Raw genomic sequence first — 25,317 nt, 5'->3', positions numbered from 1 at the left:
CTCATTCTAAGCTTATTTACTTATTGTCAGACTGAGATGCATCCTAATATGATGAGATCACTAGTATCTAATTGTCATAGATACTTTTTACAAAAAGATTCCCTCATCTGAGTAAGTAGGTGAAGCCATCTCAAGAGGACATCTAAGAATTTATACTTAGAAGACATACTCAGTAACATGAAATCAAGTTTCACCTAAATACCGACATGAGCGAAAAGATTATGGGTAAAAAAATTGCTGTAATAGGAGCAGGACTATCTGGACTCGCTACGATAAAAGAGCTTGTTGAAGAAGGACATGATGTAGTTTGTTTTGAGAAGAATAACGATATTGGTGGAGTGTTTTCTGATCTAGGTACTAACTATGACTCTCTACATCTGACTGCTTCTAACTACTTTATGGCATATTCTGATTTTATGCCGTATCATGAAAAAATTCGCTTTTGGACGAGGCAAGAATATAAAGAGTATCTAGATCAATATTCTATACATTTTGATTTATTGAAGAATATTAAATTCAACTACTTAGTTGAAGAAGTAAAACTTTTAGATAATGGATTATCACTCACCGTAAAAGATATAACTACTGGAGCTTGTGAAACACAGTATTTTGATAGTTTAGCTGTTTGTTCAGGTCAATTTCAAAAACCTAATATACCAGAAATAATAGGGCTTAATAAATTTCCTGGTAAAGTACTACATTCTAGTGAATACAAGAACCCCGAGCAATGCAAAAGTCTTCTAGGAGGGAAAAGAGTTTTATGTTTGGGAATGGGTGAATCTGCAGCAGACATCGTAACTGAGATAGCTGAAATAGCTGGAAATACGACCTTATCATTGAGAAGGTATCATCTTTTTGCTCCAAAATACATTGATAAAGATAAACCTATAGATGTTCTTCAAACTCGATTTTGGCATAGCTTGCCAGCAAATAAAAAATCATCACTTGTTCGTGATAGTTGGAGATATTTCCTTACCTCTCAATATGAACCAGATAAACTATCTGCACAGCATATGCTTGCAGCTCCTGACGAGCCCGGTTCAGTTGTTACAAAAACAGAACGTATTTTTGATGCAGTTGCTAAAGGAATGGAAATAGACATCGGTGGAATCCAAGAGATTTCTGGATCTACTGTTTTATTTAACTCTGGGCGAAAGGAAGAGTTTGATGTTATTGTCTTCTGTACTGGATTTAAATTTCACCTTCCTTTTTTAAATTCAGAACTTTACTTTGAAGATATTAGAGATTGCTATTTGCAAGTCTTTCACCCTAGTTTTCGGGATAAAATAGCTTTTATTGGTTTTATTAGACCTACACAAGGAGGAATTCCGTTAATTTCTGAACTTCAAGCTCGGTATTATGCATTAGTTTTATCTGCTAAAAGATCATTACCAGAAAACTTGGAAATCTTAGCTCAACAAGATAAAGCAAAATGGAAAAATGAGTTTTACGAGACTCCTAATGTTTTTGGGTTAGTGAACGGAGTTCGTTATAACGATGGTATAGCTGAGCTAATTGGATGTAGACCTCCACGTCCTCTTTTTATTAAATCTCCGATCAAATTCTGTGTATATTGGTTTCACCATGTTTGGCCATGTCAGTACAGACTTATTGGACCTAGCTCAAGAGAATCTGCTCATGAAAAATGGACTCTTGCACCGACAAGTCTTTTCAATTCCACGGATCCATTAAAGTTAAAACTGTCAGCATATAAAGGTTCCTTAAAGAATTTATTTCTATTCTGGTTTAAGAGTCAGTTCGCAAAAGATAAAAAGGAACAATGGAGACCTATTTTTAAATCAAAGCCCCGTGCATGAAATTAATAGGACATGAGTTTGAGGTAGTGCTAAACAGGTAAGGATAGGCGACGCTTCGCGCCGCCTATCCTTACCTGTTTAAATCCTTTGAAACTGATGCCTGTAACGGACTTATCTAAAAACTGCAATAGGATGTTGATTGCTATATGATCGAAAGCCGTAAACTATAGGAAAAAGTAATGCAAGACCAAGAAACAAGCTGGCAATCCTTAGTCCTAGTTGCCATATTAGGAATTCTTGCGGTTATCAGTTTTAACTCATTCGTGATTATTAACCCTGGTGAAGCAGGGGTTTTGAGCATATTGGGGAAAGCCAAGGATGGAGTATTGCTAGAAGGAGTGCATTTTAAGCCGCCTGTCATTTCTCAAGTCGATGTCTATGACTTGACTGTGCAGAAGTTTGAAGTGCCAGCCCAAAGTTCTACCAAGGATTTGCAACAGCTCACAGCAAGTTTTGCGATTAACTTTCGCCTTGATCCGATTGAAGTGGTCACGATTCGTCGTACTCAAGGGACTTTGCAAAATATTGTCTCCAAAATTATTGCTCCCCAAACCCAAGAGTCTTTTAAAGTTGCCGCAGCAAGGCGCACTGTGGAAGAGGCGATCACTAAGCGTGATGAACTCAAGCTGGATTTTGATGAGGCTTTGAGTCAACGACTGAGTAAATACGGCATTATTGTTTTGGATACTAGCGTTGTTGATTTGAATTTCTCGACTGAATTCTCTAAGGCGGTAGAAGAGAAGCAAATTGCTGAACAACGCGCTCAGCGAGCTGTATATATTGCTAGAGAAGCAGAGCAAGAAGCTGAAGCAACCATTAACCGTGCTAAGGGGCAAGCCGAAGCACAGCGACTATTGCGTGAAACTCTGACATCAGAGTTGTTGCAGAAACAAGCGATCGAAAAATGGGATGGTAAGTTTCCTCAAGTATTAGGAGGAAATGGTGCGGTTCCCTTTCTTAACCTAGATATTACAAAATCTCAAAAGTAATAAACAAGAGTGCGCTTCGCGCACTCTTGTTTATTTGAACTAAGAGGGTAAATACCCCACCGCTCTGCGGTGTGAGTAAATTCTGCTAAAAAAGAATTTGATACCCCGTCCGCTCGCGGCGGGGTGATTCATTACTAGAGCCCCTTGGCGTAGCTCTGAATTTCATCAATATTAAATACTGCCCCGAACTTTAACCCTTCCTTGGCGTAAAGCTCAGCCCCTCCCTGTTGGCGATCGACTAGCGTTAATACATGGGTTACCGTATAACCTGCATTACGTAACTTTTCGACAGCAAATAATGCTGATTGCCCCGTGGTCACCACATCCTCTAGTACTACCACATTCGTATTTGGTGCAAGCTCTGGTCCCTCGATCCAAGCGGCTGTTCCATGTCCTTTGGGTTGTTTGCGAATAATCAATGCGGGAATTGGTTTGTTTTCATATGCGGAGACGACACTGACTGCGCTCACAATTGGGTCTGCACCTAGGGTCAGTCCTGCAACTGCTCCTGTGCCTGATGGCAACATTTCTAATAGCACTTGTCCAGTCCACAATCCGCCAAAGGGATGCAGTGTAACTAACTTGCCATTGATGTAATAGGTGCTTTTTTTTCCAGAAGATAGCGTAAAGTCACCGCTTTTGTAAGCAAGACGGCAAAATAGATCCAGTAACTTTTCACGATTTGACTGTTCCACAACTTTGATTTCGTTTTTTGAGCTTAATAAATACTTTTTTAGTGTAAAGGCTGCTTATCCCTTTCGATCCAAAACCAGAAAATGAGTGGCGGCGCGAAGCGCCGCCACTCATTTTCTGGTTTTATGTCCTAAGCAAAACTTGCTTTGCTATCTATACAGACAAACCCTAAGATTTTTGTTGAACGTGTTGCAAAGAAATACTTTCAACAAAAATCTTAGGGTTTGCTTCTGAAATCAGTCAATTTATGACTGGATCTGCTACATTAGTCAGCGTCCAAACTGTGAGGATTCATACTTATATGAGTACTAAGTTCTCGTGGCTAGCTTCATCCCTAGTTGCAGCATCAACACTGCTAGCTAGCGGTGCAGCTTTTGCCGATCCCCTACTTACGGATCAAGATCAATATCCTCGAAACTTTCCTGCTACCTACCCTCAGGCTCAGAATAAAGTTTTAGATATGACCTCTGATCCTAATTTACCCAATGCCTATATTCAAACCACATTTAGGGATCAATGGATTGAGCGGCAATCTAACGCTTTTAGAGCCATGAATCGAGAAATGATGGACTTGCAAACTCTTAGTGATGCGACTATTCGCACTCGTGATTTGCCTAGTTCTTACTGCTCGTCTTTGCTAAGTGAAGGATTTAATGCTTGTGCTGCTCCTGAAGAGCCTGCTCCTGCGGTTCCTATGCCTAGGATTGAAGCTCCTGTTATCGTCCCTTCGCGTCCTGTTCCTGCCTTGTGGTAATCATGGGAATTACCCTAAATAAGTTTTTTGTGTTGAGTTTAAAATAAAACCCCAATAATAAAGGCGGCACGTAGCGCCGCCTTTATTATTGGGGTTTAAATATTGCTATGTATTACTCGCTTTCAGGCAAACTTTCATTGAGGGGGCGAATATTTACAATTGTGCCACCCATCCGAGCAATACTACGCATTTGTTCGTTCATGCGGTTGTATGGCACTTGGATAAAGACATTATCCATAGGGCGCATCGTGTAGTTAAAGTTTGTAGGTTGCTTGTACTGATTAAGCCCAGATACTTCATAGACAAAAAAGCGAGTATCTGTGGTGGAAGTAGAAGGTGTCATAAAAATAAATTTTTAGTTGTAAATTGTTTAAGTGGTTTTTACGTTGTCTATGACAACGTAAAAAACCAAAATATTATAACAATCCACAAAAGTGTAACGAAACTTTTGTGGGTTGAAAGCCAAACCCATTAAGGGTTTTAAAACACAAAATGGCTATGCCATTTTGTGTTTTGGTATTACTGAGCGATCGTTACACTGGCAACTTTGCCGCCCATCTTATTGATGCGTTGCAAGGTGCTGTTCAACTGCTCATAGGAAACGATGTATTCTTTATTGACGCGGCGAACTTTTGGATATCTTTGTAAAGTGGCTGCGGCAACTTCGATGCGATAGAGACGATCGCTTGATCCTGTAGAGGAACGACCAAAAGCGCGAGTAGGCATGGAACCTCTGGCTGGACGATAAGCCCATCCTTCAGTACTGCCAGAAGCACCAACGATCGCAGAAGCACTATTTTGAGCAAGCTCAGTTGCTAATCTCGAATTATTGCCTTCGAGTTGAGCGCGATCGCTGTTAGCGTATCCACGATAGAGGCGGAACATTCTAGTAAAGCCAACGGTTCTATCGCCAACTTTATTCTCGAAACCACGATAGTAAGGTACGGTCGCGTCACCAAAATTGGCCTCGTATTCAGCAGAATCAAGGTAGGAATCAATATCAGCATCAAAACCTTCATTTTGATAGCGATCAAGATGCTCAATTACTTCAGCTTCGCTATAGGGAGCGCGTCCCAAAAGATGCTTGAAGTTTAGTTCAATGACGCGGGTGTGAAAATTTGGGTAGAGAAACTTAGTCTTGTATAGCTCTGACTTGGCGAGCCCACGGACAAATTCACGGACGGTGATTTGACCATTGCACAGCAGAGATTCTAATGCTGTTAGGCGCTCTGATGCCATGATGTAGTCATTGCCCAATACATGACGGTAAACAGCCTTAATCACTGCTTGAGCATTCTCTGGAGTCCAGTTAGGACGAAGTTCGGTGGGGCTGGTCTCACTGTAAGCAGAAGTTCCCAAACGGGAAGCAGCATTTGTAATCACTATATTTTTTTCTCCTTTGATGTTTAAGCAAGTTAGGTTTTAAACCTTTTTTTATAGCTTGGCAAAGTCAAGCTATAAAAAAAGGCGAAAACCTGAGAGCGCTTGGCGCTAAATTAGAATCTAAATTATGTTAAAGATATTGCATCAATACATTACATTTAACATAATTTAGGCGATCGCATTAAGCAAGTGCAATTTGGGTAATGCGGCTACCGCGTTGGTTTAGTCTTTGCAATGTAGCCGAGAGTTGATCGTAGGAGACTAAGTACTCACTGACACTGCGACGAATTTGGGTAGTGCGTCCGCGATCAGATTGGACTGCTCTGACGCGATACACTTGTCCGCGATCGTCACCAGTCGAGCCAGCGAGTGCTTGACCAAAATGAGGAGTGCGGATTGGATTAGCAGAATTTTGAGCAAGATCAGCAGTTAGCCATGTCGATTTGTTTTTGCCTTGAGCGCGATCGCTGTTAGCATAGCCACGATAAAGCTGGAACATGCGATTGAAATCTACGTTTCTACTGCCACGTTGAGTTTCAAAGGCACGGTAATAAGGAACGATCGCTTCGCCAAAATTCTCTTGATATTCGATTGAATCAATGTAGGAATTGATTTCTGCTTCATATCCATGATCAATATAGCGATTGACATGCTCTGTAATCTCTGCTTCATCATGGGGAGCGCGTCCCAAAAGATGCTTAAAGTTCAATTCAATAAAACGAACTTGTGGTGTGGAGGAGAAAAACTTAGTCCGATACAACTCAGACTGAGCTAGAGCGCGGACAAACTCACGCACAGAAATATTGCCACTAGCAAGTAGAGATTCAGCACTAGTTAAGCGTTCTGACAACATCAGATGCTCGTTGCCAAATACCTGTCTGTAGGTTGCAGAGATAACTGATTGAACGTCAGAATCACTCCAATTTGTCCGCAATTCTACTGGAGAAGAATTAACGAAAGGCTCAAATCCTAAACGGATTGCTGCTGCAGAACTTGTCATATCGAAGCTCCTTAATAAATTTTTTTAATGATTTTTTAAAATTTTCTTAGCTATATAGGCGGCTTAGACTGCCGACCATTCTAACCAACACGAATCAATCACAGCCTTAATGCAGAAAACGGTAAGCACGTCCCCTCAGGGTGTACTTACCGTCTTCGGGATTTTCTTTATTGAGATGATTTTGGTGTAATGAACTGAGTTGCAAAGCTTCTCAATTCATTACTGGCTCAAGAAAATCTTAGCTGAGGGCATTGATTGCGTAATCAATGTAGGAATTAGCTTCTAAAGCTGCATCTCCGCTCAAGCCATGATTAGCTTTGATGGATTTCAAAGCTTCAACATACCAGCTAGGAGCTAGGTCGAATGCGCGGTTGATTTCGGTCAAACCACTTACTAGATAATCATCCATAGGACCTGTGCTACCAGCAATGAGGCAGTAGGTGATCATGCGGATGTAGTAACCGATGTCACGAACGCACTTAGCTTTACCACGAGGGGTAGAAGCGAAGTTGTTGCCTTGTTGTTGGGTGGTGTAGGGATATTTTTGGTAAACAGCATTTGCTGCACCTTCAGCCAAGCTAGAAGCTTTAGCGCTCAATCCTTTAGCAGCATCAAGGCTAGCTGCGGCTGTGCGTAGACGACCAAATGCGGCTTGCATTTCGGGAACACTGAGATAGCGCCCTTGAGAATCGGCGGTAGCAACTGCTTCGGTTAAAGGAGTTTTCATACTTAATGTACCTCTAGGAATTTATATGAGAAGTTTTGAAATTGCGAGAAAAAGAAAAAAATAAAATATTGCAAAAAGTTAATGCAAAAAATTTAATGATTAACCTACGGATGCTGCGGCTTTGTCGAAGTAGCTAGCTAGTTCTGCGATAAGAGCGCTACAGTCGCCACGGGTTACGCCATTAGGATCGTTAGCAAGTGCGATCGCTGCTGCTTTCATCTTGTCGATGCCAACTGCTACAGATCCACCAGGTACGCCCAATGCGCTGTAGGTTTCACGCAAGCCATTGAGGCAACGATCTTCCAATACGCTAGCGTCGCCAGAGAAGATGGCGTAGGTTACATAGCGAAGGATGATGTCCATGTCGCGCATACAAGCGGCGATACGACGATGGGTGTAAGCGTTTCCACCAGGAGCGATCAATTGAGGCTGATCTTCAAACAAAGCACGAGCTGCATCTGTAACGATCGATGAAGAGCTAGCGGTGATGCGGTTAACGACATCCAAGCGCTTGGTGCCATCTGCAACTACTTGCTTCAAAGCATCAATTTGAGAATCACTTACAAAAGCTCCGCGAGTATCTGCCTGAGCAACTACTTTAGTAAAAGCATCTAGCATTTAAAGAATCTCCTTTTTTTTAAAGATGTATAAAAGCGAACTATTCCTAACCTAGCTATTGTTTTGGATATCAATTTATGCAAATATCCAACACGAATAGAATCCTCGGTCATGCTTGATTAAACGACAATCAATTTATATCAGGCTTACTTAATGGAGCTAAACCAAGGGAACCAAATCTTAATTTCGATAAGTATTTTGGCTTAGCGGCTTTGGAATTAAAAAGATTAAAACAACTAATTTGTGCAGTTTTTGTGCAAATCAAGAAGTGTCGTTTATGGAGTTAATTTAAAATTCGAGGGAGTTCTGCAAGCCTTTATCAGCTAATCGCTCTAGGGATTTCTACTTAATCAGTAATTGTAAAGTATTCGTTTTATTTGATCTTATTTCTTAATATAAAGATTGATAACAAACTAATATTTTTAGCCATTCTCATTTATAGGAATTGTCCGTAATGCCAATTTGCGAGGTGTGACTTCACTTACGGAAATTAAAAATTAAACCGATGTATTGGTAATTGTTAAGAACATTGCGACATAATCTGCTTAACAATTATTTATTGTTGGCTGGTAATTCGTCATCTACCAGTAACTCTCATTATGAAAACTTTGTATTGATCTGGCGGCAACTATTGAGAATAGCCGCAATAAAAATCTTTAAAAAGTATATTCTTAGTGCTAGGCGATGGTTGCGTAAGTATCTGTTCAGCAGAGTCATCCTCGACCAAGAAGCAAAGTATAGATAAAGAAACAGAGAAACTTTCAATGTTTAGATCTACCAGTTCCTCTGTCTATGATTTAACTTAAAGCCCTATATATCTGTGGCTTAATCTTAATGATATCGATTGTACCGTCCCCTTCATTGGCAGTTAAAACCAAATTCCGACTAGGAATCACTACTAATCCTTCTGGATTTTTGCCAGTCGGCACAACCCCTAAAAGAACCGGCATACGAATCGACGAAATGTCATAAGCCAACAAAAAGTTGCCCCGCTCTGAGGTTAGAAAAGCAACCTGTTTGTTGGCTACAACTGAAACTACTGCACTTTCCAATTCAATACCTCTCTTTGAAGAGCGTTTGAGAGGATAAAAACTATTTTTAATAGCGATCGCTTCTACAGAGTTGCCGCTTTCATAAACGACTGCACCTTGTAGATCAAAAATAGTCCAGCCTCGTCCACCAGAGTAGACATTATCACCAAAAGTTTTGCGCTCCGTATCTCCCTCATCGGCTGTAACAAAAAAAAGACCATCAGCAGTAAAAGCAATCCCATCGGGTTCGCGCCGGCTAGTGAATTTCTCAGTCAAGCTAGCTTTGTCATCGTCGCTCAGGTCTGCAAGTTGAGTAACTTGTGCGAGCTGAAAAAATCCGAGTTACGCTGGCTGATTTAATATCAATCAAGGCGATCGCATTATTTTCTTGTAAGGTTACAGCAGCCATTTTGCCATCGGGAGAAATTGCCACGTATTCTGGCTGAGGAGCGTTAGGGAAATTCACCCCAGAAATTCCCTTGAGGTTGATGGCGATGTTTTGAATGGATGACTTGGATAAGTTATTGTAATCGAGGGTAATGATCGCAACTGTTCCCAGTCTTTTACCTGGCAACTTATCGGTATTTTCTTCATCTTCAATCGCAACTACTAATTTTTTCCCATCAGGGGTAATGGCAATACTATCAGGACCAATACCAGGGAGGGTAAGACTAGCTACTTGTTTGCGATCGCTCATGTTAAAGAATAGGAGTTGACCTGGTTTTTCTTTGACAAAAATAGATACGATTTTAGTGAAAGGTTAAGCGAGGTGGCAGGAGCGATCGCATCATGACTAGAGTCATGCTAACCAATGTCTCCAGCTACAAGCCTCCATTTATCTTTCTGACTATATTGATCGTAGTCATATTCTGTAGTGCCTATGCAATCTTTGATGACGATCAAAATTAGCAAGTTTAACTTCTGGAAACTTGGTATCTCAGCGATTGGGCTTGTGGGAACAATCGCGATCGCTTACATAATTTTTCGCCCTCAACCCACACCAGAGATCAATATTGAAACCGATACGGTGCTGGTAAAGTCTCAAGATTTGCAGTTGCAGATTAAGGTCAATGGCTTAGTACAATCGATTCGCAAAATTAACATCAGCCCAAGCACACAGGGGAGAATCATGGAATTGTTTGTGCGGGAGGGAGATCGCATTCAGGCGGGACAAGCGATCGCCCGCATGGACGATGAGCAACTTCAGGCGCAGGTCAGCCAGTATGAAGCCATATTGGATAGATCGCAGGCGCAGTTGGCTGAGAGGTTAGCTGGATCTCGTCAGGAAGAGGTTGCTAAAGCGGAGGCAGATGTAATCAGATCGGAGGCGCGGGTACAAGAGGCGAGATCGCGGCTGCAACTAGCCAAGGAGAAACTCAACCGTCGGCAAATCCTGCAAAAGGAAGGAGCCATTACTCGCGAGGCGCTGAATGAATCGCAAGTAGATGTGCGCAATGCTGAAGATAATCTGACCCAGACCCAAGCTAGCCTTGCGATCTCCCAGCAGGATCTTGCTCGACAGCGCAGCGGCTTTCGGGCAGAAGAAATCGCCCAAACTCGTGCTCAGGTCGCGGAAGCCAACGCTCAACTCCAAAGTTTTCAGATCCAGCTAAACAATACCCTTGTGCGAGCGCCCTTTGGCGGTATCATTACCCGTCGCTTTACTGACGTAGGGGATTTTGTTGCTCCCACCACCTCTGCATCCAGCAGCGACGGTGCCACCTCGGCCTCAATTGCCGAATTATCGAGTGGACTGGAAGTGGAAGCCAAAGTGCCAGAAGCCAACATTGCTGGGATTAAACAAGGGCAATCGGTTGAGGTGCGGAGCGACAGTTACCCCGATCAGGTATTTAAAGGACAGGTGCAGTCGATCGCCCCTAGAGCAGTAAAGGAAAACAGCATCACGTCCTTTCGAGTCAAGGTGAAGTTAGAGACCGGCTTGGAGCAACTGAAAGCTGGAATGAATGTAAAACTGGCATTTATTGCAGAACCTATCCAGAACGCCTTGGTGGTGCCCCTGTCCGCTGTGGTGACGCAAAAAGATGGACAGAGGGGAATATGGCTGCTTGATGCAAACAGAGAGATTCGCTTCCAGCTTATTCGCCTCGGTTCTGAGAACGGTAGCCAGGCGCAAATTCTAGAAGGGCTAAAAGCAGGCGATCGCATTCTCATCAGCCCACCTGCGAATCAAATCATTCCAGGTGTAGACAACACACAAGGAACAGGAATGTAATGCATCTCTTAGAGAACGTCAAAATGGCGGTCAAAACCTTGGCTGCTAACAAACTTCGTAGTACCCTGACCGTGCTGGGAATTGTAATTGGCAATGCATCTGTCATTGCCATGATCGGCATTGGGCAGGGGGCACAAACCTTTACGCAAGAAAGCATCGAATCCTTAGGGTCAAATCTGCTATATGTGTACAGGGATTGGCAGGGGAGCGAAGCAGTAACTGGAGATCCACCCCAGTTACTGCTGTCTGATGCGGAGGCGCTCGCAGATCAGGCTCAGGCGGTGAAGCTTGTCTCACCAATAATTTCCTCTAGTCTGACGGTAAATTATCAAAGTCAAACGACTAGAGCAACGGTGCAGGGTGTCACGCCCAGCTTTCTGCCAGTCAGGAACATGCGAGTTAGGACGGGTCGCTTTTGGGATGAAATGGCTCAACGGCAGGATGCAACTGTCGTGGTGTTGGGTGACGAGCTGTCCCAAAAATTGTTCAATCGCGCCAACCCCATCGGACAAGAGATTCAGATTGGCGATCGCAGTTTTCAGGTGATTGGGGTACTGCAACGCAAAGGAGGGGCTTTGGGGGTAAATCCTGATGTCAACGCCTTTATTCCCATCACGACTATGGCAAACCAATTGGTAGGGCGCAGCGTTCCCGGTGGAGTGTCCATTGATGAGATTGAGTTTTCTGCTAAAGACCGAGCTAGCATTCGAGCGGCGGCGTTTCAAGTCACCAATATTCTGACCCGTTTGCATGGCAAGAAAGACTTTCTAGTTGTGGCGAATAAGTCAGTACAGGATTTGCTGGGTCAGATTACGGGAGCGCTGAGTATTCTGCTGGCGGCGATCGCCGGAATTTCTCTGCTGGTGGGCGGTATCGGTATTATGAACATCATGCTGGTGTCGGTGACAGAGCGCACCGAGGAAATTGGACTGCGAAAGGCGATCGGTGCACCAGAACAATCCATCCTGCAACAGTTTCTGATTGAAGCCGTCATTCTCTCAGTTGCTGGGGGCATTATCGGCATTAGCATTGGCATGGGTAGTACGGTGTTAGTGGGAATGTTTACCCCTCTAAAACCCACTGTACCCCTTAGCGCCATTGTGCTGGCAACGGGTGTTTCTGGTGGCATTGGGCTAATTTTTGGGGTAGTTCCCGCGCGTCAGGCAGCAAAACTCGATCCGATTGTCTCATTGAGGAGGTCTTAATATGGCGAATGTGATGATTCGTTTAGAGGGCATCTCAAAAGTCTACGGCATGGGTGAAACCCTCATTCACGCTCTGGCTGGGGTTGATCTCAGCATTGAACAGGGAGAATACTGCGCCATTATGGGCGCGTCGGGTTCTGGTAAATCCACAATGATGAACCTGATTGGCTGTTTAGATCGCCCGACCAAGGGAGCCTATTATTTGGATGGCGAGAATGTCGCGGAGCTTACCAAGACAGATCTCGCTCGGATCCGCAACCTCAAATTAGGGTTTGTGTTTCAGCAATTCCATCTGTTGCCGCAGTTAACGGCACTAGAAAATGTGATGCTGCCAATGGTGTATGCTAATGTCCCGCCAACCGAGAGACTCAAACGAGCCACCGCTGCACTGGTGCGCGTCGGGCTAGAAAATCGGTTGCAGAACAAGCCGACTCAGCTTTCTGGTGGGCAGCAACAGCGCGTGGCGATCGCTAGGTCAATTGTTAATGAACCTCTGTTGCTACTGGCTGATGAACCGACTGGAGCCTTAGACTCCCATACCACTCAAGAAATTCTGGATATCTTTACTGAACTGAATCGCAGCGGCATGACCGTGGTTATGGTGACCCATGAAGCCGATGTGGCTCTCACCACAAAACGAGTGATTTGGTTCAAAGATGGTCAGGTGATAAACCCAAACTTAGCACCTCAAGACCTTCATCAGTTAGTCAATTAAGCCTTGATACACATTATGGTTTCTAAAAAAATGTTATTTGCCCTTCTCTGGTGTGCTGGCATGATAGGTGTACTCTCCCTCCTTTGGATCAACCTACCCATTCCTGAGGAAGACATTCCCCTGCCAGTGGCTAAGCTGCTGAATCTGATCTCACCTACTTTTCTGTTATCCATTGCAGTGCTCGCTGGAGTTAACCTGGCTCCTCAGGTTGGCTTTTCAGCCCCGTTTGCTGAAGCCGTTGCCAGTGGCAGTTCACAAAAACTAGCGGTCATTCATGCTCAAGTCATTCCTGGTTTGTTGGGTGGAGTGCTGGGAGCTGTTGTCATCTCTGTGTGGTCTCTCCTATGGAAGCCATCCCTGCCCTCAGACTTCCTGACCAAGGCTGAGCAGTTTTCTAAAGGTAGCCCCTTGTTGATGCGCCTGCTGTACGGTGGAATTACAGAAGAGATCATGCTGAGATGGGGACTTTTAACAGTTCTGGTATGGCTATTGTGGCGTTTTCTACAAAAAGCTGAAGGCACTCCTAATGTTCAATACGTTGTGCTTGCCATCACCATTTCTGCGTTGATCTTTGGATTAGGACACTTACCCCTAGCATTCGAGATCAGCCCTCAAGTAACGACTCCATTGACGATTTATATCGTTGTCGGAAACACATTGTTTGGATTGATTGCCGGGTATCTTTACTGGCAAAAAGGACTTGAGTCAGCAATGATTGCTCACATGGTGTTTCACGTTGTCATAGCTACGATTGACTTTCAGAGTCTAGAGAGGCAATGAACTTACTTACCCTCCCCTCCTCATCTCTTCAGCGAACACTGCGGTATGCCGAGTGGGCATTACTGCTGATGATGTTACTGCTCTACGCGATCGATCAGTATTTTTATAAGATTCAGCTCTTGCCCAATCTATTTTTCAGAGCTGCAATCTTTATTGTTATTTTTTTCGTTCTTAGTTTTATCTTTCCCCTTGAGCGTCCTCATTGGCAGCGACGGGTTTATGTTGCGATCGAAATTGTATTAATCTTGGTTGCTCAACTGCTTTGGATTGATTTTGATATCCTACTTTACTTTTTTTTGATTAAAAGCTGCTTTTTGTTGAGTCGCCGGGAAGTTTTTTTCACTGTCATCAGTACTGGGGTTGCTTATTTATTCACCGTTCTCTGGACACTGCCATTGTTGGGTGAACAGTTTGCTGAAACTATCCGTCCCAATCATTGGGAAGAACTGTATAAACCTCAAATCATGGTTGTCAGTAGCCTGATCGAGTATGTTGGCATTAGCTTGTTTGTGATCTTGCTGGGCTTTGTGATTGTGGAAGAACGCCGTAGCCGTCAGCGAGCAGAAGCCCTCAGTCTGGAAATTGAATCCTTGGCAGCGGCACTGGAGCGATCGCGCATTGCTCGAGACATTCATGACTCCCTCGGACATTCTCTAACGACTCTAAACATTCAATTGGAGTTAGCACAGGCAATGGGTCAACGGAATCCTGATCAAGCGAATCAAGCTCTTAACAACTCTCGACAACTGGCGAGTCAATGTTTAGAATCTGTACGGCAAGCTGTCCAGGCGGTGCGGGAAGAGTTTGATTTAACCACGGCGTTGCAAAGGCTGATCGATCAAGTTCGGCAGAACCATACCTTCACCATTCAAGTCGAGGTCATCTTACCTCCTCTGACACTGCAAACGAGTCATCAATTGTATTGCGTTGTCCAAGAGGGTTTTACCAATATCCAGAAACATGCCCATGCCACTAAGGTTCACTTAAGCAGTCAGATGACTTCAGAAGCCATTCTTCTAGAGCTAGAAGATGATGGTCAAGGATTTGATCCAACCTTGACTTACAATGGTTATGGGCTGAAAGGGATGCAGGAGCGGGTACATCTGCTGGGTGGTGAATTGCAGATCATCAGTGCGATCGGAAAAGGCACTCGAATTCGGGTAATGACTCCGCTATAGCAATTCTGAATTGGTTGTGAAGGGTTCCTAGGCATAAGTAAACTAAAAACCTAAAAAGCTGTTCCGCCCGCGTAGCGGGCGGAACAGCTTTTTAGGTTTTAATTATGGTGAGCTACTTATATGATTCGACTGTTACTGGTAGATGATCAAGAGATGTTTCGCGAGGGGTTGGCGGCGTTGCTGAGCTTGGAAGATGACTTGGAGGTCGTCGGTCAGGCGGGTGACGGACAAAGGGCGATCGCCTTGGCAGAAGAATTACAACCTGACATTGTTCTACTGGACGTGCAAATGCCAATATGTGATGGTGTTGTTGCCACTCGCGAAATCCATCAGCGCTTTCCTTGGATTCGCATTCTGGTTCTAACCACATTTGACCAAGATGAATACATCTGGCGATCGCTTCAGGCTGGGGCGTTGGGCTATATTCTCAAGAGTGCTACCTCAAAACAAGTCGCGGCAGCCATTCGTACTTTAAACCAGGGCTATAGCCAGCTAGGCGCGACCATCGCATCCAAACTTTTTGCTCAGCTCAATTCCACTTCTCTAGCTGCTAACGCAGAATATCAGCATCGGTTTAGCGATCGCGAATTGGAGATTCTGCAACTATTGGGGAAAGGAAAAACAAATCAGGAAATGGCTCAAATTCTCCATCTTGCCCATGGCACTGTGAAAAACCATATTAGCCGCATTTTGAACGAGCTAGGAGTGAGCGATCGCACTCAAGCCGCACTCTGGGCACAACAACATCTCAACAAGCCAACTGATGCAAAGTAAATCCTTTGCCTATTCGATATCCAACTCGGTGTGTGCTTTAATCACTGGCTTCAGATTGTAGAGGAGGAAAGGTAGCAAGATCGGGAAGGTGCTATTTGATTTTTCCTGTGGAATCGAGAAAGGGTTGTGATCTCTTAAGGTGGAGCTGGTGCCCATGCGATCGCTTGTTTATTCCTTTGAGATCATGCGGTAGTAATTCGTCATTAAATGCACAGATCCCCGACTTTTTCTAACGAAGCTCTAGGTGGCAAAATCGAAAAGCATTGTTGTCATATAACGCTCAGTCCATTCTGTGCCAAAAGACTTTTCGAGAACACGGCGAGTTTTATCATTCTGCTGTTGCTTCTCGCAGTAATAGCGCTGACCCGCCAAAATCTGATCGATCTCCACAGAAGTCGTTAACGGCTCAGTTGCCACCGCAAGCTGACAATGCAAAGTCAAATAGTCACGCACTCTTTGTAAAAAAGCCGCCTCCTCGCGATCGCCCATTGGACGCACAAACAAACAAAAATCTGAAAAGATATCGCCCCACGCTGGCAACTCACGAGTCTGCTCAAACGCGATCGCAGGCAAGCTCGACAAAGCATTGTGGTAACTGCGAGGTAAAGCGCGTTCAGGATGCACAGGAGAAAGATCAACTATCGCTGCGCTGATACTTCCTCTGCCACCCACTAAGTCAGCTCCAAAAATAGGAATGCCATAGGACGGATTAGGAAACATCACACAATGCAGAATATCTAAGCCACTGCCAACCTTGGCGAGTTCCAAATGTAGCTTCCGAAATTGGGGTGTGCTGTAGCAATGGTTCTCAATGATGAGACGCTCACCTTCTAAAGCGCCTTCCACATAGCCTAGATCTTCTGGAACTTGATAGGGAGACAAATCTAGATTCTCGCGCCATACAGATTCGATACAGTTGGCTAGGTTATGAATGAGGGGATATTGTTGCTCTCGCAACGACGCTTGTATGGCTTGAGTCATGCGATTTATCTCAATGTATATGAATTTTAAAAAAGTATTTATTCTGTGACCATGACTGATTTATTGTGCAAAATATGTGCAATTTATAGCTGTCGCTCCGCGCCGCCTATCAATACAAGTAAAAGGTGCGCTTCGCGCACCTTTTACTTGTATTGATAGGCTCTCACCCGTTGCAGACGATTATGAATCCGATTAGCTAGATCTAGCCCTACGATTGGCTTACATAAATAGTCATCCGCACCCACACTAAAAGCGAGGTTTTGGGTATTCGCATCTGTCATCACACTGAGAAATAATATGGGTAAACGCTGCCATTCCAGATTGTTTCTGAGAGCCTGACAGATTTCCAATCCATTGATTTGAGGCATATTGATATCTAACACCAAGACATCAGGGCTAACCGACTGTAACACCGTCCAAAAATCCTGTGGGTCTGCCAAGGTCGTTACTTTAAAGCCCCAAGGCTTGAGGAGTTTAGGAAGCGATCGCAAACAATCCACATCATCATCGACAATCATCACCTTTGCCTCGATTTGAGCATGATCCAGATGCAATCCTGACGATGATATGGTCGTATTTGTCCCTATGGGAGCGCTTTCGATTACATAGGTATTCTCAATTGACTTTTGCAAGGAAGTTACTAAGGCTTCCAAAACTTCTAACTGTTGTTTTTTGAGTAATGGTTGGCTTTGGAGTAAACTTTCTAGCTGACTCGCTAACTGCATAGAGATCATTAACCCAAACGTTCCTAGAGTTCCCGCTAATTTGTGCGATGTTTGTTGAGCCTGAGCTTGTAATTGCGGATCGAGATCTCCAGATTGCAATTTGCTGACCGCTTCAAATAACACTTCTAACTGCTCCAGACTTTTTGGTTTAGTGTTAATCCAAAGCTGGTTTAAAAATTCTAAGTATTGCTTTTGTTGAGTATCTTGAGAGTTAGAGTTGGGTAACTTCAGCGAATTTGGAATAACAGACTCAATTGGATTTGGTAGATCTATTTCAGCGGCTTTATCTGGTGCTTTGAGGTAATAGCCGCGCCCATGAACAGTCGCAATAAAATCTGATGGAGCGCCCGACTCTACTAACTTATGCCGTAATCGCCGAATATGTGATCGCACCGTTGCTTCGGATGGAAATTCATCGGAAGACCAAAGGCGATCGAGGATTTCATCCGCACTTAATAAATGCTGACTATCACGCAATAAAAGCTCTAACAACTCATATTCTTTATTGGTAAGGGTGAGGGGACGGTTATTGTAAGAAACTTCACAGGTACTTGGATTTAGTAGTAAATCTCCCCAAACTAATAAGGGAAAAGAACTAGAATTACTGCGTCGCAATAAGGCACGAATCCTTGCGATTAATTCGGGTACATCAAAGGGCTTAACGACATAATCATCTGCACCTGCATCTAATCCACTAACCTTTGCCGTACTAGCATTTTGGGCGGTTAGTAACAGAATTGGCATAGTATAACCTTCCGCTCGAAAGCGTTGACATAGACGGATGCCATCTAACTTCGGTAAAACAATATCGAGTACGATCAAGTCATACTCAAAGGTAGAGCCATATGTCCACCCCATCTCGCCATCTTTGACCACATCGACAATGTAGTGATTGTCTTTCAGATTCTTAGTTAAGACCGCAATTAATACGTCATCGTCTTCTATAAGAAGTATCTTCATAACTTTACCAATCCAGCATTTTGACAATCTGATCAGGGAGATCAAGAGAATTAAAAGGTTTGGTAATTACCCCACTGACTCCTAAATCGTTAAATTGCCTTCTTTCAGAAGTTTGAGCTTTAGCTGTCAAAAAGATTACAGGAATCTGGGACGTTTGTGGATCGGACTGAAGCGCTTTAAATGTGGCAATACCATCCATATCTGGCATCATCACATCGAGCAATATGGCATCAGGACTCTCGTCACAAGCGGTTTTAATCCCTTGGGGACCAGAACTGGCAATTAGCACATCCCAATCGGCGACCATCTGAATGCCAAACTGCACAACAGTTTGAATGCTTTCTTCATCGTCAACAATCAAAATTCGTTTGGTTGGCATGGCTTTTTATTAGCTATAAACAGCTATTTTCATTATGAAACTATAGCGTTTTCTATAGCAATGAAAGTTTTGCTTAGGACATAAAACCCAAATCAATAAAGGCGGCGCGAAGCGCCGCCTTTATTGATCTAGCTATTTAAGCAACTTGATAATTGAAACTGAAGGTTGCCCATTGTTGCATATCTAGCATCCATGCATCATTTACATTAGCAGCATTCCCAAAATCTGAAGGCTTACCTGCGCGATCGAGATCCGCTAGTAGAGATTGAGCGACTTGTAAGGGATTGGGAATAGAAATTAATCCATTTAAAGAGGATGCTTGACGTTGTGAAGCTTCAAGGATTTTGGCAACCTGTAAAAGTGGCGATCGGCTAATCACAATGTACACATCGACCATGCCTTTAGGTGCAGAGACTGCCCAATTCATCGGCGCTTTGGGATAGGGAACCGTGAGAGTTTCCGATGCGGGAATGATGCCATCATTGGCGTAGGGAGTGGCGATAAAGTTGGGTGTGAGAATCTTGCTACGTGGATCGAGGCAAAAGATTCGCATATACAGAGGTTGATCGCTAAAGTTTTCGATCTGACATTCGAGGCGATCGCTGATATTAATCGGTTTAGTCCGTACGGTGTTGCTGGCATTATTAGCAGGAATTAGAGAAGCCCTTGCCGCAGATTGACTGGCTAAGGTGACCGATCGCTCATCAACACCGATCATCGCCTTGAGGGTGACCCGTACATCTAGATGGGTTGCGGCTTGATTTTCGGTAGTGCGGATTAGTTTAGCGGCGAGGAGGCTTTCTAGAAAAGGTTGTAAGCGTTTAATGGCTACGCCCACCGACTCGCCCACGGAGCCAAAGGAACCAAGAATCGGTGTATGTCCAACGGTAAATAAGCCGTAGCTTGCTGACTGCACTCCAAATAAACAATCGGCACATTGTTCATTGGCATTTACGCCGAACATATTTGGCAAAGTCGAGAAGGCACTAGTTGCATCAACGCGCTCAATTTTGCTCAAGCCCACATCAAGGGCGATCGCTAATTTGACATTGTGCGGAATGGCGCGCATTACTTCCTGAAGTAATTGCCCTGTTTCTAATTTGGGATTGATGCTGTGTTCGTTTAAAACTTCAACTTTGCCATTAAATCCATTACGGGATTTCAATTGCACTGTAGCTTGTGGGTTTGCGGGAATTGATTTGAGAACAGAATGGGTTTCTGATGCACTAGCTATTTCTGAAGTACTTGCTGCCGTTACATTCAAAATGGCTCCTGCCGCATAATTACTTAAAACAGCGATTGGTAAACCCGCCAGATAGACATCTGCTGTGTGGCGATCGCCAGTGCTATTAATAATCACGCCATCGGAACCAAAGTCAGGAATTGGTAACATCTCGGCAAAAGTAGTCGTGGCGATCACCTTTTGTTTGGTTGCCTCAACTTCCCACATATTCGCAACTTGTTTCTCGATTGTGAGATTGTCATTGTGTAAAGCGCGGCGATCGAGGGTGGTTGCCAAATCACTCATTACCACATGGATCGTGGTCGCAGGAGTGCTTTGCCACAATTGCTGCACTAGGGCGTAGGTGAATGCGCCACTACTAAAGCCAGACCATTGAGCATCGGCACAGAGCATATCGCCTGAGGCGGCGCGTAAAGTTGTGCTGATGGGTTTGGTTTGGGGTTGATTCTCAAGGGATTCTGCTGTTGGTTGCCAGTTTTTTAATCCAACCCTCGATCGCAGACGGAAATTGCCGATCGCCGATACATTCGGATAGTAAAAACCTGCATCGATCACATTCAAAATCCGATCTGTGGCGATCGCTTGCAGCCAACCCTGCCATTCCTGTTCTGTAATGTCCCGTAGATTTTCTAAATTTTGAGGCAAGCCACTATCTACAGGTACGAGTGTATTGTAATTACCCAGTCGCGAACCATGTCCGCTAAAGTGAACGATTACCAAGTCATTGGGCAAGGTCTGGGCTACTAAATGGGTGGAGATCGCATCGGCAATATTACTGCGAGTCGCTTCGCGATCGGTCAGAGTCACAATATCTTGGGGTGCAAACCTAAATCGATGAATTAGTAGTTCCTTTTGTAACTCCACATCGTTAACACAACCATGCAAAGGCAGCCATCCATTGGTTGTTGCAGCAGCATTTTGGGATTCCTCTTTAGCATCATATTGATTAATCCCAATCAATAGCGCTCGTTTACGTTGATTGGATGCAGTCGTTTGACGCACATACTGCTCTGCGGCAAAAGCCACGCGATCGCGGGTGAGAAATTGCCATCCGATCAGACTGGTCAACCCTGCCTGCAAGAATTGTCGCCGTGCAATCCCCATATTTCTGCCGTGAATTCCTTTGTTTTTTTGCGATCGCTCCTTTAATTAAAACCGATTCAAGGCAACTCTTGGCAGTTATTTTATGGGATTTTCAATGAGTAGAATTACTCAAAAATAAATACGGTGCTTTGCGCCCTATTTATTTTTGAGGTTAAAGGTTTTCTGGATCAACACCCATTTCACGGAGTTTAGCCGCAAATTTGGCGATCGTATCTAGCGCCTGTTCTTTAGCAACTCTTTCCGCAGTAGCTTGTTCAGGCTGTTCAAGATAGGTTAAAAACCTTGTCCCATCAGGTTTAAAAATTTTAAGAGTTTCATCGGTAAGTTCAAAACGGATTCCTAAACGGGGGCTTATCCAGTTTTGGATGTCGGCAATTGGTTCTAGGTGATGATCTTCGGGATTTCTTATCCAACCGACTAGATCATTAGCAAGGTGATCATAAACATAATATTCTTCCACGCCATAGGTTTGATAGAACTCAAACTTCCGCGCCATTTCCGAAATCCGATTTCCCCTAGACAAGACCTCAAATACAACTTGAGGTGCAATTCCTGCTTCGAGGTGTTGAATGTAGGAACCTCTTGCGCCCTTTGGTCTGCCAAATACCACCATCGCATCGGGAGCGCGACGAATTTCTGCCTGTCCTTCAATGGGATACCAGAGTAAATCCCCTGCGACAAAGACATTATCGTCATCTTTAAATAGATCTTCTAACCCACCTGCGATCGTCACAATCCATTGATAATGTTCGGTACTCTCAGCCATAGGTTGCCCATCGCTACTAGGATAGATGGTTTCTAATGTGGAGATGGCGTTGGTCATAGTTTTGGATCGGTATTTGGGATTGGTAAATTCGCGATCGCCAAGCAGCTAACATCAAAGCACAAAATAGCGTAGCCATTTTGTGCTTTTAAAACCCTTACTGGGTTTGGTTTTTAATTCACAAAAGTGTCGTTACACTTTTGTGAATTGGTATAAATCTAATTATATAATCTCTTTATCCAATAATTGAAGATTGGCGCGAAGCGCCAATCTTCAATTAATCATCCCATTGCTACCTTGAGCCAAACATTTCCCAAATCGCTATATCTACATATTCCCTTTTGCAAAAGACGCTGTTTCTATTGTGACTTCGCAATTACGACAGGGGGAGAGAATCTCAAACAGCAATATGTCGATGTTCTCTGTCAAGAAATTGCGCTCACCGTCGCTGAGATTCCGCCTGTAGAGACTTTGCAAACTATATTTTTTGGTGGTGGTACGCCATCTTTGCTATCAGTTCCACAGGTTGAGCAAATCCTAGAGGCGATCGCTAAATACTTTGCGATCGCCTCTAATGCGGAAATATCTCTTGAGGCAAATGCAGGCACAGTGAGTTTGGAGAGTTTGCAAGGTTATCGCAGTTTAGGGATCAATCGCATTAGTCTGGGCGCACAGGCTTTTCAGCAAGAACTATTGGATGTCTGTGGACGAGGTCACAGCGTGGAGGAAATATATGAAGCCGTAGATGCGATTAAAAATGCTGGTTTTGAGAACTTCAGTTTGGATTTGATCTCAGGGCTTCCCCATCAATCAATGGCAGATTGGGATTTTTCGCTAAAGGAAGCGATCGCTTTACAACCTACCCATCTATCAATTTATGATCTCACCATTGAAGAGGGAACTGCCTTTGGTAAGCGCTATCAAGCAGGTGATAATCCATTGCCAACGGAATCCCATACGGTCGAGATGTATAGGACTGCCCATGAGTTACTGCCATCTGTCGGTTATGTCCATTATGAAATCTCGAATTATGCTCAATCTGGTTATCAAGCAAAACATAATTTGACCTATTGGCATAATCAACCCTTCTATGGAATGGGTATGGGTGCAACCAGTTATATTAATCGCCAAAGAATTGATCGTCCTCGGAAAATGCGCGAATATCTTGAGGCGATCGCGCTTTGGCAAAGTTCAGGAATTGGTTTTACGGCTCCGATTATTGATGCTGCGGAAGAGTTAATGGATACTCTGATGCAGGGTTTACGAATAGCAGAAGGTTTGAGCTTGAAAGCTTTGCAAGAAACCTATGGTCAAGATCTATGCGATCGCGCTTTGCAGATTCTTGATCGCTATCGTGGGCAGGATTGGGTCAGGTTTGTGGAACAGCCAGAGGATGTTCGCATTATGTTGGTTCCTCCTGATGGTTGGTTATTTTCTAATATCGTCATTGCTGACTTATACGAGAATTTACATGTATAACTGAAGTTAGGAGGAACGATGAGATTGGGGCTTGGAGACCAAGCCCCTACCTTTACAAAAATATGTAGGGATTTGGTCTCCAAATCCTCTTTATAAGATGACAGGGAAACATTGTGGCGATTTATGATGGTGCGGCTTCATCGCGCCATCATATTTATGGCAAAGCCTTTAGAACGTTAGGACTGTGCGAATGGCATCGCCTCTGTGCATCATATCGAAAGCTTCATTAACTTGCTCAATTGGCATCACGTTGGTGATCAAACTATCGATATCGATTTTACCTTCCATATACCAATCAACAATTTTGGGAACATCAGTACGTCCCTTTGCGCCACCAAAGGCTGTGCCTTTCCAGACTCGACCTGTGACTAATTGGAAGGGACGGGTGCTGATTTCTTGACCTGCACCTGCGACACCGACAATTACGCTGACACCCCATCCTTTATGACAGCATTCGAGGGCTTGGCGCATAGTTTGGGTTCTGCCAATACATTCAAAAGTGTAGTCTGCACCGCCTTTAGTCAGGTCAACGAGATAGGGAACGAGATCGCCTTCTACTTCTAAAGGATTCACAAAATGGGTCATGCCCATTTTTTCGGCAAGAGCGCGTTTTTTGGGATTAATGTCTACGCCGACGATCATGTTTGCTCCGACCATCCGACATGCTTGGATCACATTTAAGCCAATGCCACCTAGACCAAAGACAACGACATTGGAACCCACTTCGACTTTGGCGGTGTTAATTACTGCGCCGATGCCTGTCGTGACACCGCAGCCGATATAGCAGACCTTCTCGAAGGGGGCATCATCGCGGATTTTGGCTAAGGCAATTTCAGGGAGAACGGTGTAGTTCGCGAAGGTGGAGGTTCCCATATAGTGATGGATTTTTTCGCCATTGATGGAGAAGCGACTGGTTCCATCGGGCATTAAGCCTTGACCTTGGGTGACGCGGATTGCTTGGCAGAGATTGGTTTTACCACTGAGGCAGTATGAGCAGTTGCGACATTCGGGGGTGTAGAGGGGAATGACGCGATCGCCTGCTTTGAGAGATGTTACACCTGCGCCGACTTCGACGACGACACCTGCGCCTTCATGTCCGAGGATGGCGGGAAATAGTCCTTCGGGGTCATCGCCTGAGAGGGTGAATGCGTCGGTGTGACAGACTCCTGTGGCTTTGATCTCAACGAGGACTTCTCCTGCTCTGGGGTGATCTAGTTGGACTGTCTCGATTTTGAGGGGTTGTCCTGCGGCGAAGGCGACTGCGGCTTTTACGTCCATGAATCTTATGCTGTCCCTGAGTTTATGGCTGACGATGTATTTGAAATTATATCGCGATCGCCTTTTAGCTGCGATCGCCAATGTGGAGCGTGGCGAAAATTTGGTTTCTTTCTCGGCAGAGGAATGGCATGAGAAATATCATATTTGAGCAAAAAGCTTTCCAACAGTTTAATGGCTGGGTGAAGGAATATAAAAAGGTCTATGCCAAAATTGTGGAACTGATTGATGATACGTTACGCAATCCATTTACAGGTATTGGGAAGCCTGAACCACTCAAGTATGAATTGAAGGGTTGTTGGTCAAGGCGGATTACGGATGAACACCGTTTGGTTTATAAGGTGAGTGAGGATGCAGTGATCATTTTGAGTGGCAAATTTCACTATAAAAAATAGAGTGACTTTTTAATTAGGAATGAAAAACAAATAACTTGTGCAAATTAGGATAATCTCAGACAAAGAAAGAAAAGGAATAATTTTGGGTTATTACAGCGAAGAACTTGAGACAGAGA

The 25,317-nt window shown here is 44.0% G+C and carries 26 protein-coding genes; 12 read left to right on the top strand and 14 right to left on the bottom strand.

The window, feature by feature from the left end; genetic code table 11:
• Positions 1–206: 206 nt before the first annotated feature.
• The gene (locus H6G05_RS15550) at positions 207–1,817 is read left to right on the top strand and encodes a flavin-containing monooxygenase (protein WP_190579121.1); all 1,611 of its coding nucleotides are present in this window, start codon (positions 207–209) and stop codon (positions 1,815–1,817) included.
• A gap of 179 nt (positions 1,818–1,996) precedes the next feature.
• Positions 1,997–2,806: a prohibitin family protein gene (locus tag H6G05_RS15545; RefSeq protein WP_190579119.1), complete on the top strand. Its 810-nt coding sequence runs from the start codon at positions 1,997–1,999 to the stop codon at positions 2,804–2,806.
• Between the two features lie 134 nt (positions 2,807–2,940).
• On the opposite strand, the gene pyrE is transcribed toward H6G05_RS15545, so the two are convergent.
• Positions 2,941–3,501, bottom strand: a complete 561-nt coding sequence (gene pyrE, locus H6G05_RS15540; protein ID WP_190579117.1) for an orotate phosphoribosyltransferase — start codon at positions 3,499–3,501, stop codon at positions 2,941–2,943.
• A gap of 245 nt (positions 3,502–3,746) precedes the next feature.
• On the opposite strand from pyrE, the gene H6G05_RS15535 reads away from it, so the two are divergent.
• Positions 3,747–4,253, top strand: a complete 507-nt coding sequence (locus H6G05_RS15535) for a hypothetical protein (RefSeq protein ID WP_190579115.1) — start codon at positions 3,747–3,749, stop codon at positions 4,251–4,253.
• A gap of 112 nt (positions 4,254–4,365) precedes the next feature.
• On the opposite strand, the gene H6G05_RS15530 is transcribed toward H6G05_RS15535, so the two are convergent.
• The 7 genes from H6G05_RS15530 to H6G05_RS15500 form a co-directional block, all read right to left on the bottom strand.
• Complete coding sequence (locus H6G05_RS15530; RefSeq protein ID WP_190579113.1) at positions 4,366–4,596, bottom strand: phycobilisome linker polypeptide; 231 nt, start codon at positions 4,594–4,596, stop codon at positions 4,366–4,368.
• Positions 4,597–4,772: 176 nt separating this feature from the next.
• Positions 4,773–5,639 carry a phycobilisome rod-core linker polypeptide gene (locus H6G05_RS15525; protein WP_190579179.1) on the bottom strand — a complete coding sequence of 289 codons (867 nt, stop codon included), beginning with the start codon at positions 5,637–5,639 and terminating at the stop codon, positions 4,773–4,775.
• A gap of 178 nt (positions 5,640–5,817) precedes the next feature.
• Positions 5,818–6,636: a phycobilisome linker polypeptide gene (locus H6G05_RS15520; RefSeq protein WP_190579111.1), complete on the bottom strand. Its 819-nt coding sequence runs from the start codon at positions 6,634–6,636 to the stop codon at positions 5,818–5,820.
• A 238-nt stretch (positions 6,637–6,874) separates the two neighbouring features.
• Positions 6,875–7,363 (bottom strand): phycocyanin subunit alpha, encoded by a 489-nt coding sequence (gene cpcA / locus H6G05_RS15515; RefSeq protein ID WP_094534526.1) that lies wholly within the window; start codon positions 7,361–7,363, stop codon positions 6,875–6,877.
• A gap of 99 nt (positions 7,364–7,462) precedes the next feature.
• Positions 7,463–7,981: a phycocyanin subunit beta gene (locus H6G05_RS15510; protein WP_190579109.1), complete on the bottom strand. Its 519-nt coding sequence runs from the start codon at positions 7,979–7,981 to the stop codon at positions 7,463–7,465.
• A 797-nt stretch (positions 7,982–8,778) separates the two neighbouring features.
• A complete protein-coding gene (locus H6G05_RS15505; RefSeq protein ID WP_190579107.1) occupies positions 8,779–9,288 on the bottom strand; it encodes a YncE family protein in 510 nt (169 codons plus the stop codon).
• 10 nt (positions 9,289–9,298) lie between these two features.
• On the bottom strand, positions 9,299–9,709 hold the full coding sequence (locus H6G05_RS15500) for a choice-of-anchor I domain-containing protein (protein ID WP_190579105.1): 411 nt from the start codon (positions 9,707–9,709) through the stop codon (positions 9,299–9,301).
• 183 nt (positions 9,710–9,892) lie between these two features.
• On the opposite strand from H6G05_RS15500, the gene H6G05_RS15495 reads away from it, so the two are divergent.
• The 6 genes from H6G05_RS15495 (at position 9,893) to H6G05_RS15470 (ending at position 15,897) form a co-directional block, all read left to right on the top strand.
• On the top strand, positions 9,893–11,245 hold the full coding sequence (locus H6G05_RS15495) for an efflux RND transporter periplasmic adaptor subunit (protein WP_190579103.1): 1,353 nt from the start codon (positions 9,893–9,895) through the stop codon (positions 11,243–11,245).
• Positions 11,245–12,450 (top strand): ABC transporter permease, encoded by a 1,206-nt coding sequence (locus tag H6G05_RS15490; RefSeq protein ID WP_190579101.1) that lies wholly within the window; start codon positions 11,245–11,247, stop codon positions 12,448–12,450. Before H6G05_RS15495 ends, H6G05_RS15490 begins: the two co-directional genes overlap by 1 nt.
• 1 nt (position 12,451) lies before the next feature.
• Positions 12,452–13,165 carry an ABC transporter ATP-binding protein gene (locus H6G05_RS15485; RefSeq protein WP_277874764.1) on the top strand — a complete coding sequence of 238 codons (714 nt, stop codon included), beginning with the start codon at positions 12,452–12,454 and terminating at the stop codon, positions 13,163–13,165.
• A 15-nt stretch (positions 13,166–13,180) separates the two neighbouring features.
• Entirely contained in the window at positions 13,181–13,945 is a 765-nt protein-coding gene (locus H6G05_RS15480) for a CPBP family intramembrane glutamic endopeptidase (protein WP_190579100.1), read from the top strand.
• A complete protein-coding gene (locus tag H6G05_RS15475) occupies positions 13,942–15,123 on the top strand; it encodes a sensor histidine kinase (RefSeq protein WP_190579098.1) in 1,182 nt (393 codons plus the stop codon). The genes H6G05_RS15480 and H6G05_RS15475 overlap by 4 nt, the downstream gene beginning before the upstream one ends.
• 120 nt (positions 15,124–15,243) lie before the next feature.
• Positions 15,244–15,897 (top strand): response regulator transcription factor, encoded by a 654-nt coding sequence (locus tag H6G05_RS15470; protein ID WP_190579096.1) that lies wholly within the window; start codon positions 15,244–15,246, stop codon positions 15,895–15,897.
• 240 nt (positions 15,898–16,137) lie between these two features.
• Here H6G05_RS15470 and H6G05_RS15465 read toward each other — a convergent pair whose 3' ends face one another.
• The 5 genes from H6G05_RS15465 to H6G05_RS15445 all read right to left on the bottom strand — a co-directional run bounded on the left by H6G05_RS15465 (position 16,138) and on the right by H6G05_RS15445 (position 22,112).
• Positions 16,138–16,878 carry a phycocyanobilin:ferredoxin oxidoreductase gene (locus H6G05_RS15465; protein ID WP_190579094.1) on the bottom strand — a complete coding sequence of 247 codons (741 nt, stop codon included), beginning with the start codon at positions 16,876–16,878 and terminating at the stop codon, positions 16,138–16,140.
• Between the two features lie 143 nt (positions 16,879–17,021).
• A complete protein-coding gene (locus H6G05_RS15460) occupies positions 17,022–18,563 on the bottom strand; it encodes a response regulator (protein WP_190579092.1) in 1,542 nt (513 codons plus the stop codon).
• Between the two features lie 4 nt (positions 18,564–18,567).
• Complete coding sequence (locus H6G05_RS15455; protein ID WP_190579090.1) at positions 18,568–18,942, bottom strand: response regulator; 375 nt, start codon at positions 18,940–18,942, stop codon at positions 18,568–18,570.
• 136 nt (positions 18,943–19,078) lie between these two features.
• Positions 19,079–21,289 carry a caspase family protein gene (locus H6G05_RS15450; RefSeq protein WP_190579088.1) on the bottom strand — a complete coding sequence of 737 codons (2,211 nt, stop codon included), beginning with the start codon at positions 21,287–21,289 and terminating at the stop codon, positions 19,079–19,081.
• A 151-nt stretch (positions 21,290–21,440) separates the two neighbouring features.
• Entirely contained in the window at positions 21,441–22,112 is a 672-nt protein-coding gene (locus H6G05_RS15445; RefSeq protein WP_190579086.1) for a Uma2 family endonuclease, read from the bottom strand.
• Positions 22,113–22,298: 186 nt separating this feature from the next.
• Between H6G05_RS15445 and hemW the strand changes: the two genes are divergently transcribed.
• On the top strand, positions 22,299–23,531 hold the full coding sequence (gene hemW / locus H6G05_RS15440) for a radical SAM family heme chaperone HemW (RefSeq protein WP_242025556.1): 1,233 nt from the start codon (positions 22,299–22,301) through the stop codon (positions 23,529–23,531).
• 168 nt (positions 23,532–23,699) lie between these two features.
• On the opposite strand, the gene H6G05_RS15435 is transcribed toward hemW, so the two are convergent.
• Positions 23,700–24,809: an S-(hydroxymethyl)glutathione dehydrogenase/class III alcohol dehydrogenase gene (locus tag H6G05_RS15435; RefSeq protein ID WP_190579084.1), complete on the bottom strand. Its 1,110-nt coding sequence runs from the start codon at positions 24,807–24,809 to the stop codon at positions 23,700–23,702.
• On the opposite strand from H6G05_RS15435, the gene H6G05_RS15430 reads away from it, so the two are divergent.
• Both H6G05_RS15430 and H6G05_RS15425 read left to right on the top strand, forming a co-directional pair.
• Positions 24,808–24,957 carry a hypothetical protein gene (locus tag H6G05_RS15430; RefSeq protein WP_190579082.1) on the top strand — a complete coding sequence of 50 codons (150 nt, stop codon included), beginning with the start codon at positions 24,808–24,810 and terminating at the stop codon, positions 24,955–24,957. The genes H6G05_RS15435 and H6G05_RS15430 overlap by 2 nt on opposite strands.
• A complete protein-coding gene (locus H6G05_RS15425) occupies positions 24,938–25,201 on the top strand; it encodes a Txe/YoeB family addiction module toxin (protein WP_190579080.1) in 264 nt (87 codons plus the stop codon). Before H6G05_RS15430 ends, H6G05_RS15425 begins: the two co-directional genes overlap by 20 nt.
• Positions 25,202–25,317: the final 116 nt, after the last annotated feature.

This window comes from Phormidium tenue FACHB-1050, from assembly GCF_014696925.1.
GTDB lineage: Bacteria > Cyanobacteriota > Cyanobacteriia > Pseudanabaenales > Pseudanabaenaceae > Pseudanabaena.
Note: the sequence above shows the minus strand (reverse complement) of the source record. Positions and strands in the feature narration are given on the sequence as shown.

What these genes read in the sequence shown, in the direction of transcription:
- H6G05_RS15475 (WP_190579098.1), top strand. Translation starts at nt 13,942, where the DNA reads ATGAACTTACTTACCCTCCCCTCCTCATCTCTTCAGCGAACACTGCGG.
- H6G05_RS15490 (WP_190579101.1), top strand. Translation starts at nt 11,245, where the DNA reads ATGCATCTCTTAGAGAACGTCAAAATGGCGGTCAAAACCTTGGCTGCT.
- H6G05_RS15425 (WP_190579080.1), top strand. Translation starts at nt 24,938, where the DNA reads ATGAGAAATATCATATTTGAGCAAAAAGCTTTCCAACAGTTTAATGGC.
- H6G05_RS15485 (WP_277874764.1), top strand. Translation starts at nt 12,452, where the DNA reads ATGGCGAATGTGATGATTCGTTTAGAGGGCATCTCAAAAGTCTACGGC.
- H6G05_RS15480 (WP_190579100.1), top strand. Translation starts at nt 13,181, where the DNA reads ATGGTTTCTAAAAAAATGTTATTTGCCCTTCTCTGGTGTGCTGGCATG.
- H6G05_RS15460 (WP_190579092.1), bottom strand. Translation starts at nt 18,563, where the DNA reads ATGAAGATACTTCTTATAGAAGACGATGACGTATTAATTGCGGTCTTA.
- H6G05_RS15545 (WP_190579119.1), top strand. Translation starts at nt 1,997, where the DNA reads ATGCAAGACCAAGAAACAAGCTGGCAATCCTTAGTCCTAGTTGCCATA.
- H6G05_RS15535 (WP_190579115.1), top strand. Translation starts at nt 3,747, where the DNA reads ATGACTGGATCTGCTACATTAGTCAGCGTCCAAACTGTGAGGATTCAT.
- H6G05_RS15530 (WP_190579113.1), bottom strand. Translation starts at nt 4,596, where the DNA reads ATGACACCTTCTACTTCCACCACAGATACTCGCTTTTTTGTCTATGAA.
- H6G05_RS15520 (WP_190579111.1), bottom strand. Translation starts at nt 6,636, where the DNA reads ATGACAAGTTCTGCAGCAGCAATCCGTTTAGGATTTGAGCCTTTCGTT.
- H6G05_RS15510 (WP_190579109.1), bottom strand. Translation starts at nt 7,981, where the DNA reads ATGCTAGATGCTTTTACTAAAGTAGTTGCTCAGGCAGATACTCGCGGA.
- H6G05_RS15445 (WP_190579086.1), bottom strand. Translation starts at nt 22,112, where the DNA reads ATGACCAACGCCATCTCCACATTAGAAACCATCTATCCTAGTAGCGAT.
- H6G05_RS15500 (WP_190579105.1), bottom strand. Translation starts at nt 9,709, where the DNA reads ATGAGCGATCGCAAACAAGTAGCTAGTCTTACCCTCCCTGGTATTGGT.
- H6G05_RS15430 (WP_190579082.1), top strand. Translation starts at nt 24,808, where the DNA reads ATGAATCTTATGCTGTCCCTGAGTTTATGGCTGACGATGTATTTGAAA.
- cpcA (WP_094534526.1), bottom strand. Translation starts at nt 7,363, where the DNA reads ATGAAAACTCCTTTAACCGAAGCAGTTGCTACCGCCGATTCTCAAGGG.
- H6G05_RS15550 (WP_190579121.1), top strand. Translation starts at nt 207, where the DNA reads ATGAGCGAAAAGATTATGGGTAAAAAAATTGCTGTAATAGGAGCAGGA.
- H6G05_RS15470 (WP_190579096.1), top strand. Translation starts at nt 15,244, where the DNA reads ATGATTCGACTGTTACTGGTAGATGATCAAGAGATGTTTCGCGAGGGG.
- H6G05_RS15465 (WP_190579094.1), bottom strand. Translation starts at nt 16,878, where the DNA reads ATGACTCAAGCCATACAAGCGTCGTTGCGAGAGCAACAATATCCCCTC.
- H6G05_RS15455 (WP_190579090.1), bottom strand. Translation starts at nt 18,942, where the DNA reads ATGCCAACCAAACGAATTTTGATTGTTGACGATGAAGAAAGCATTCAA.
- H6G05_RS15495 (WP_190579103.1), top strand. Translation starts at nt 9,893, where the DNA reads ATGCAATCTTTGATGACGATCAAAATTAGCAAGTTTAACTTCTGGAAA.
- H6G05_RS15435 (WP_190579084.1), bottom strand. Translation starts at nt 24,809, where the DNA reads ATGGACGTAAAAGCCGCAGTCGCCTTCGCCGCAGGACAACCCCTCAAA.
- H6G05_RS15450 (WP_190579088.1), bottom strand. Translation starts at nt 21,289, where the DNA reads ATGGGGATTGCACGGCGACAATTCTTGCAGGCAGGGTTGACCAGTCTG.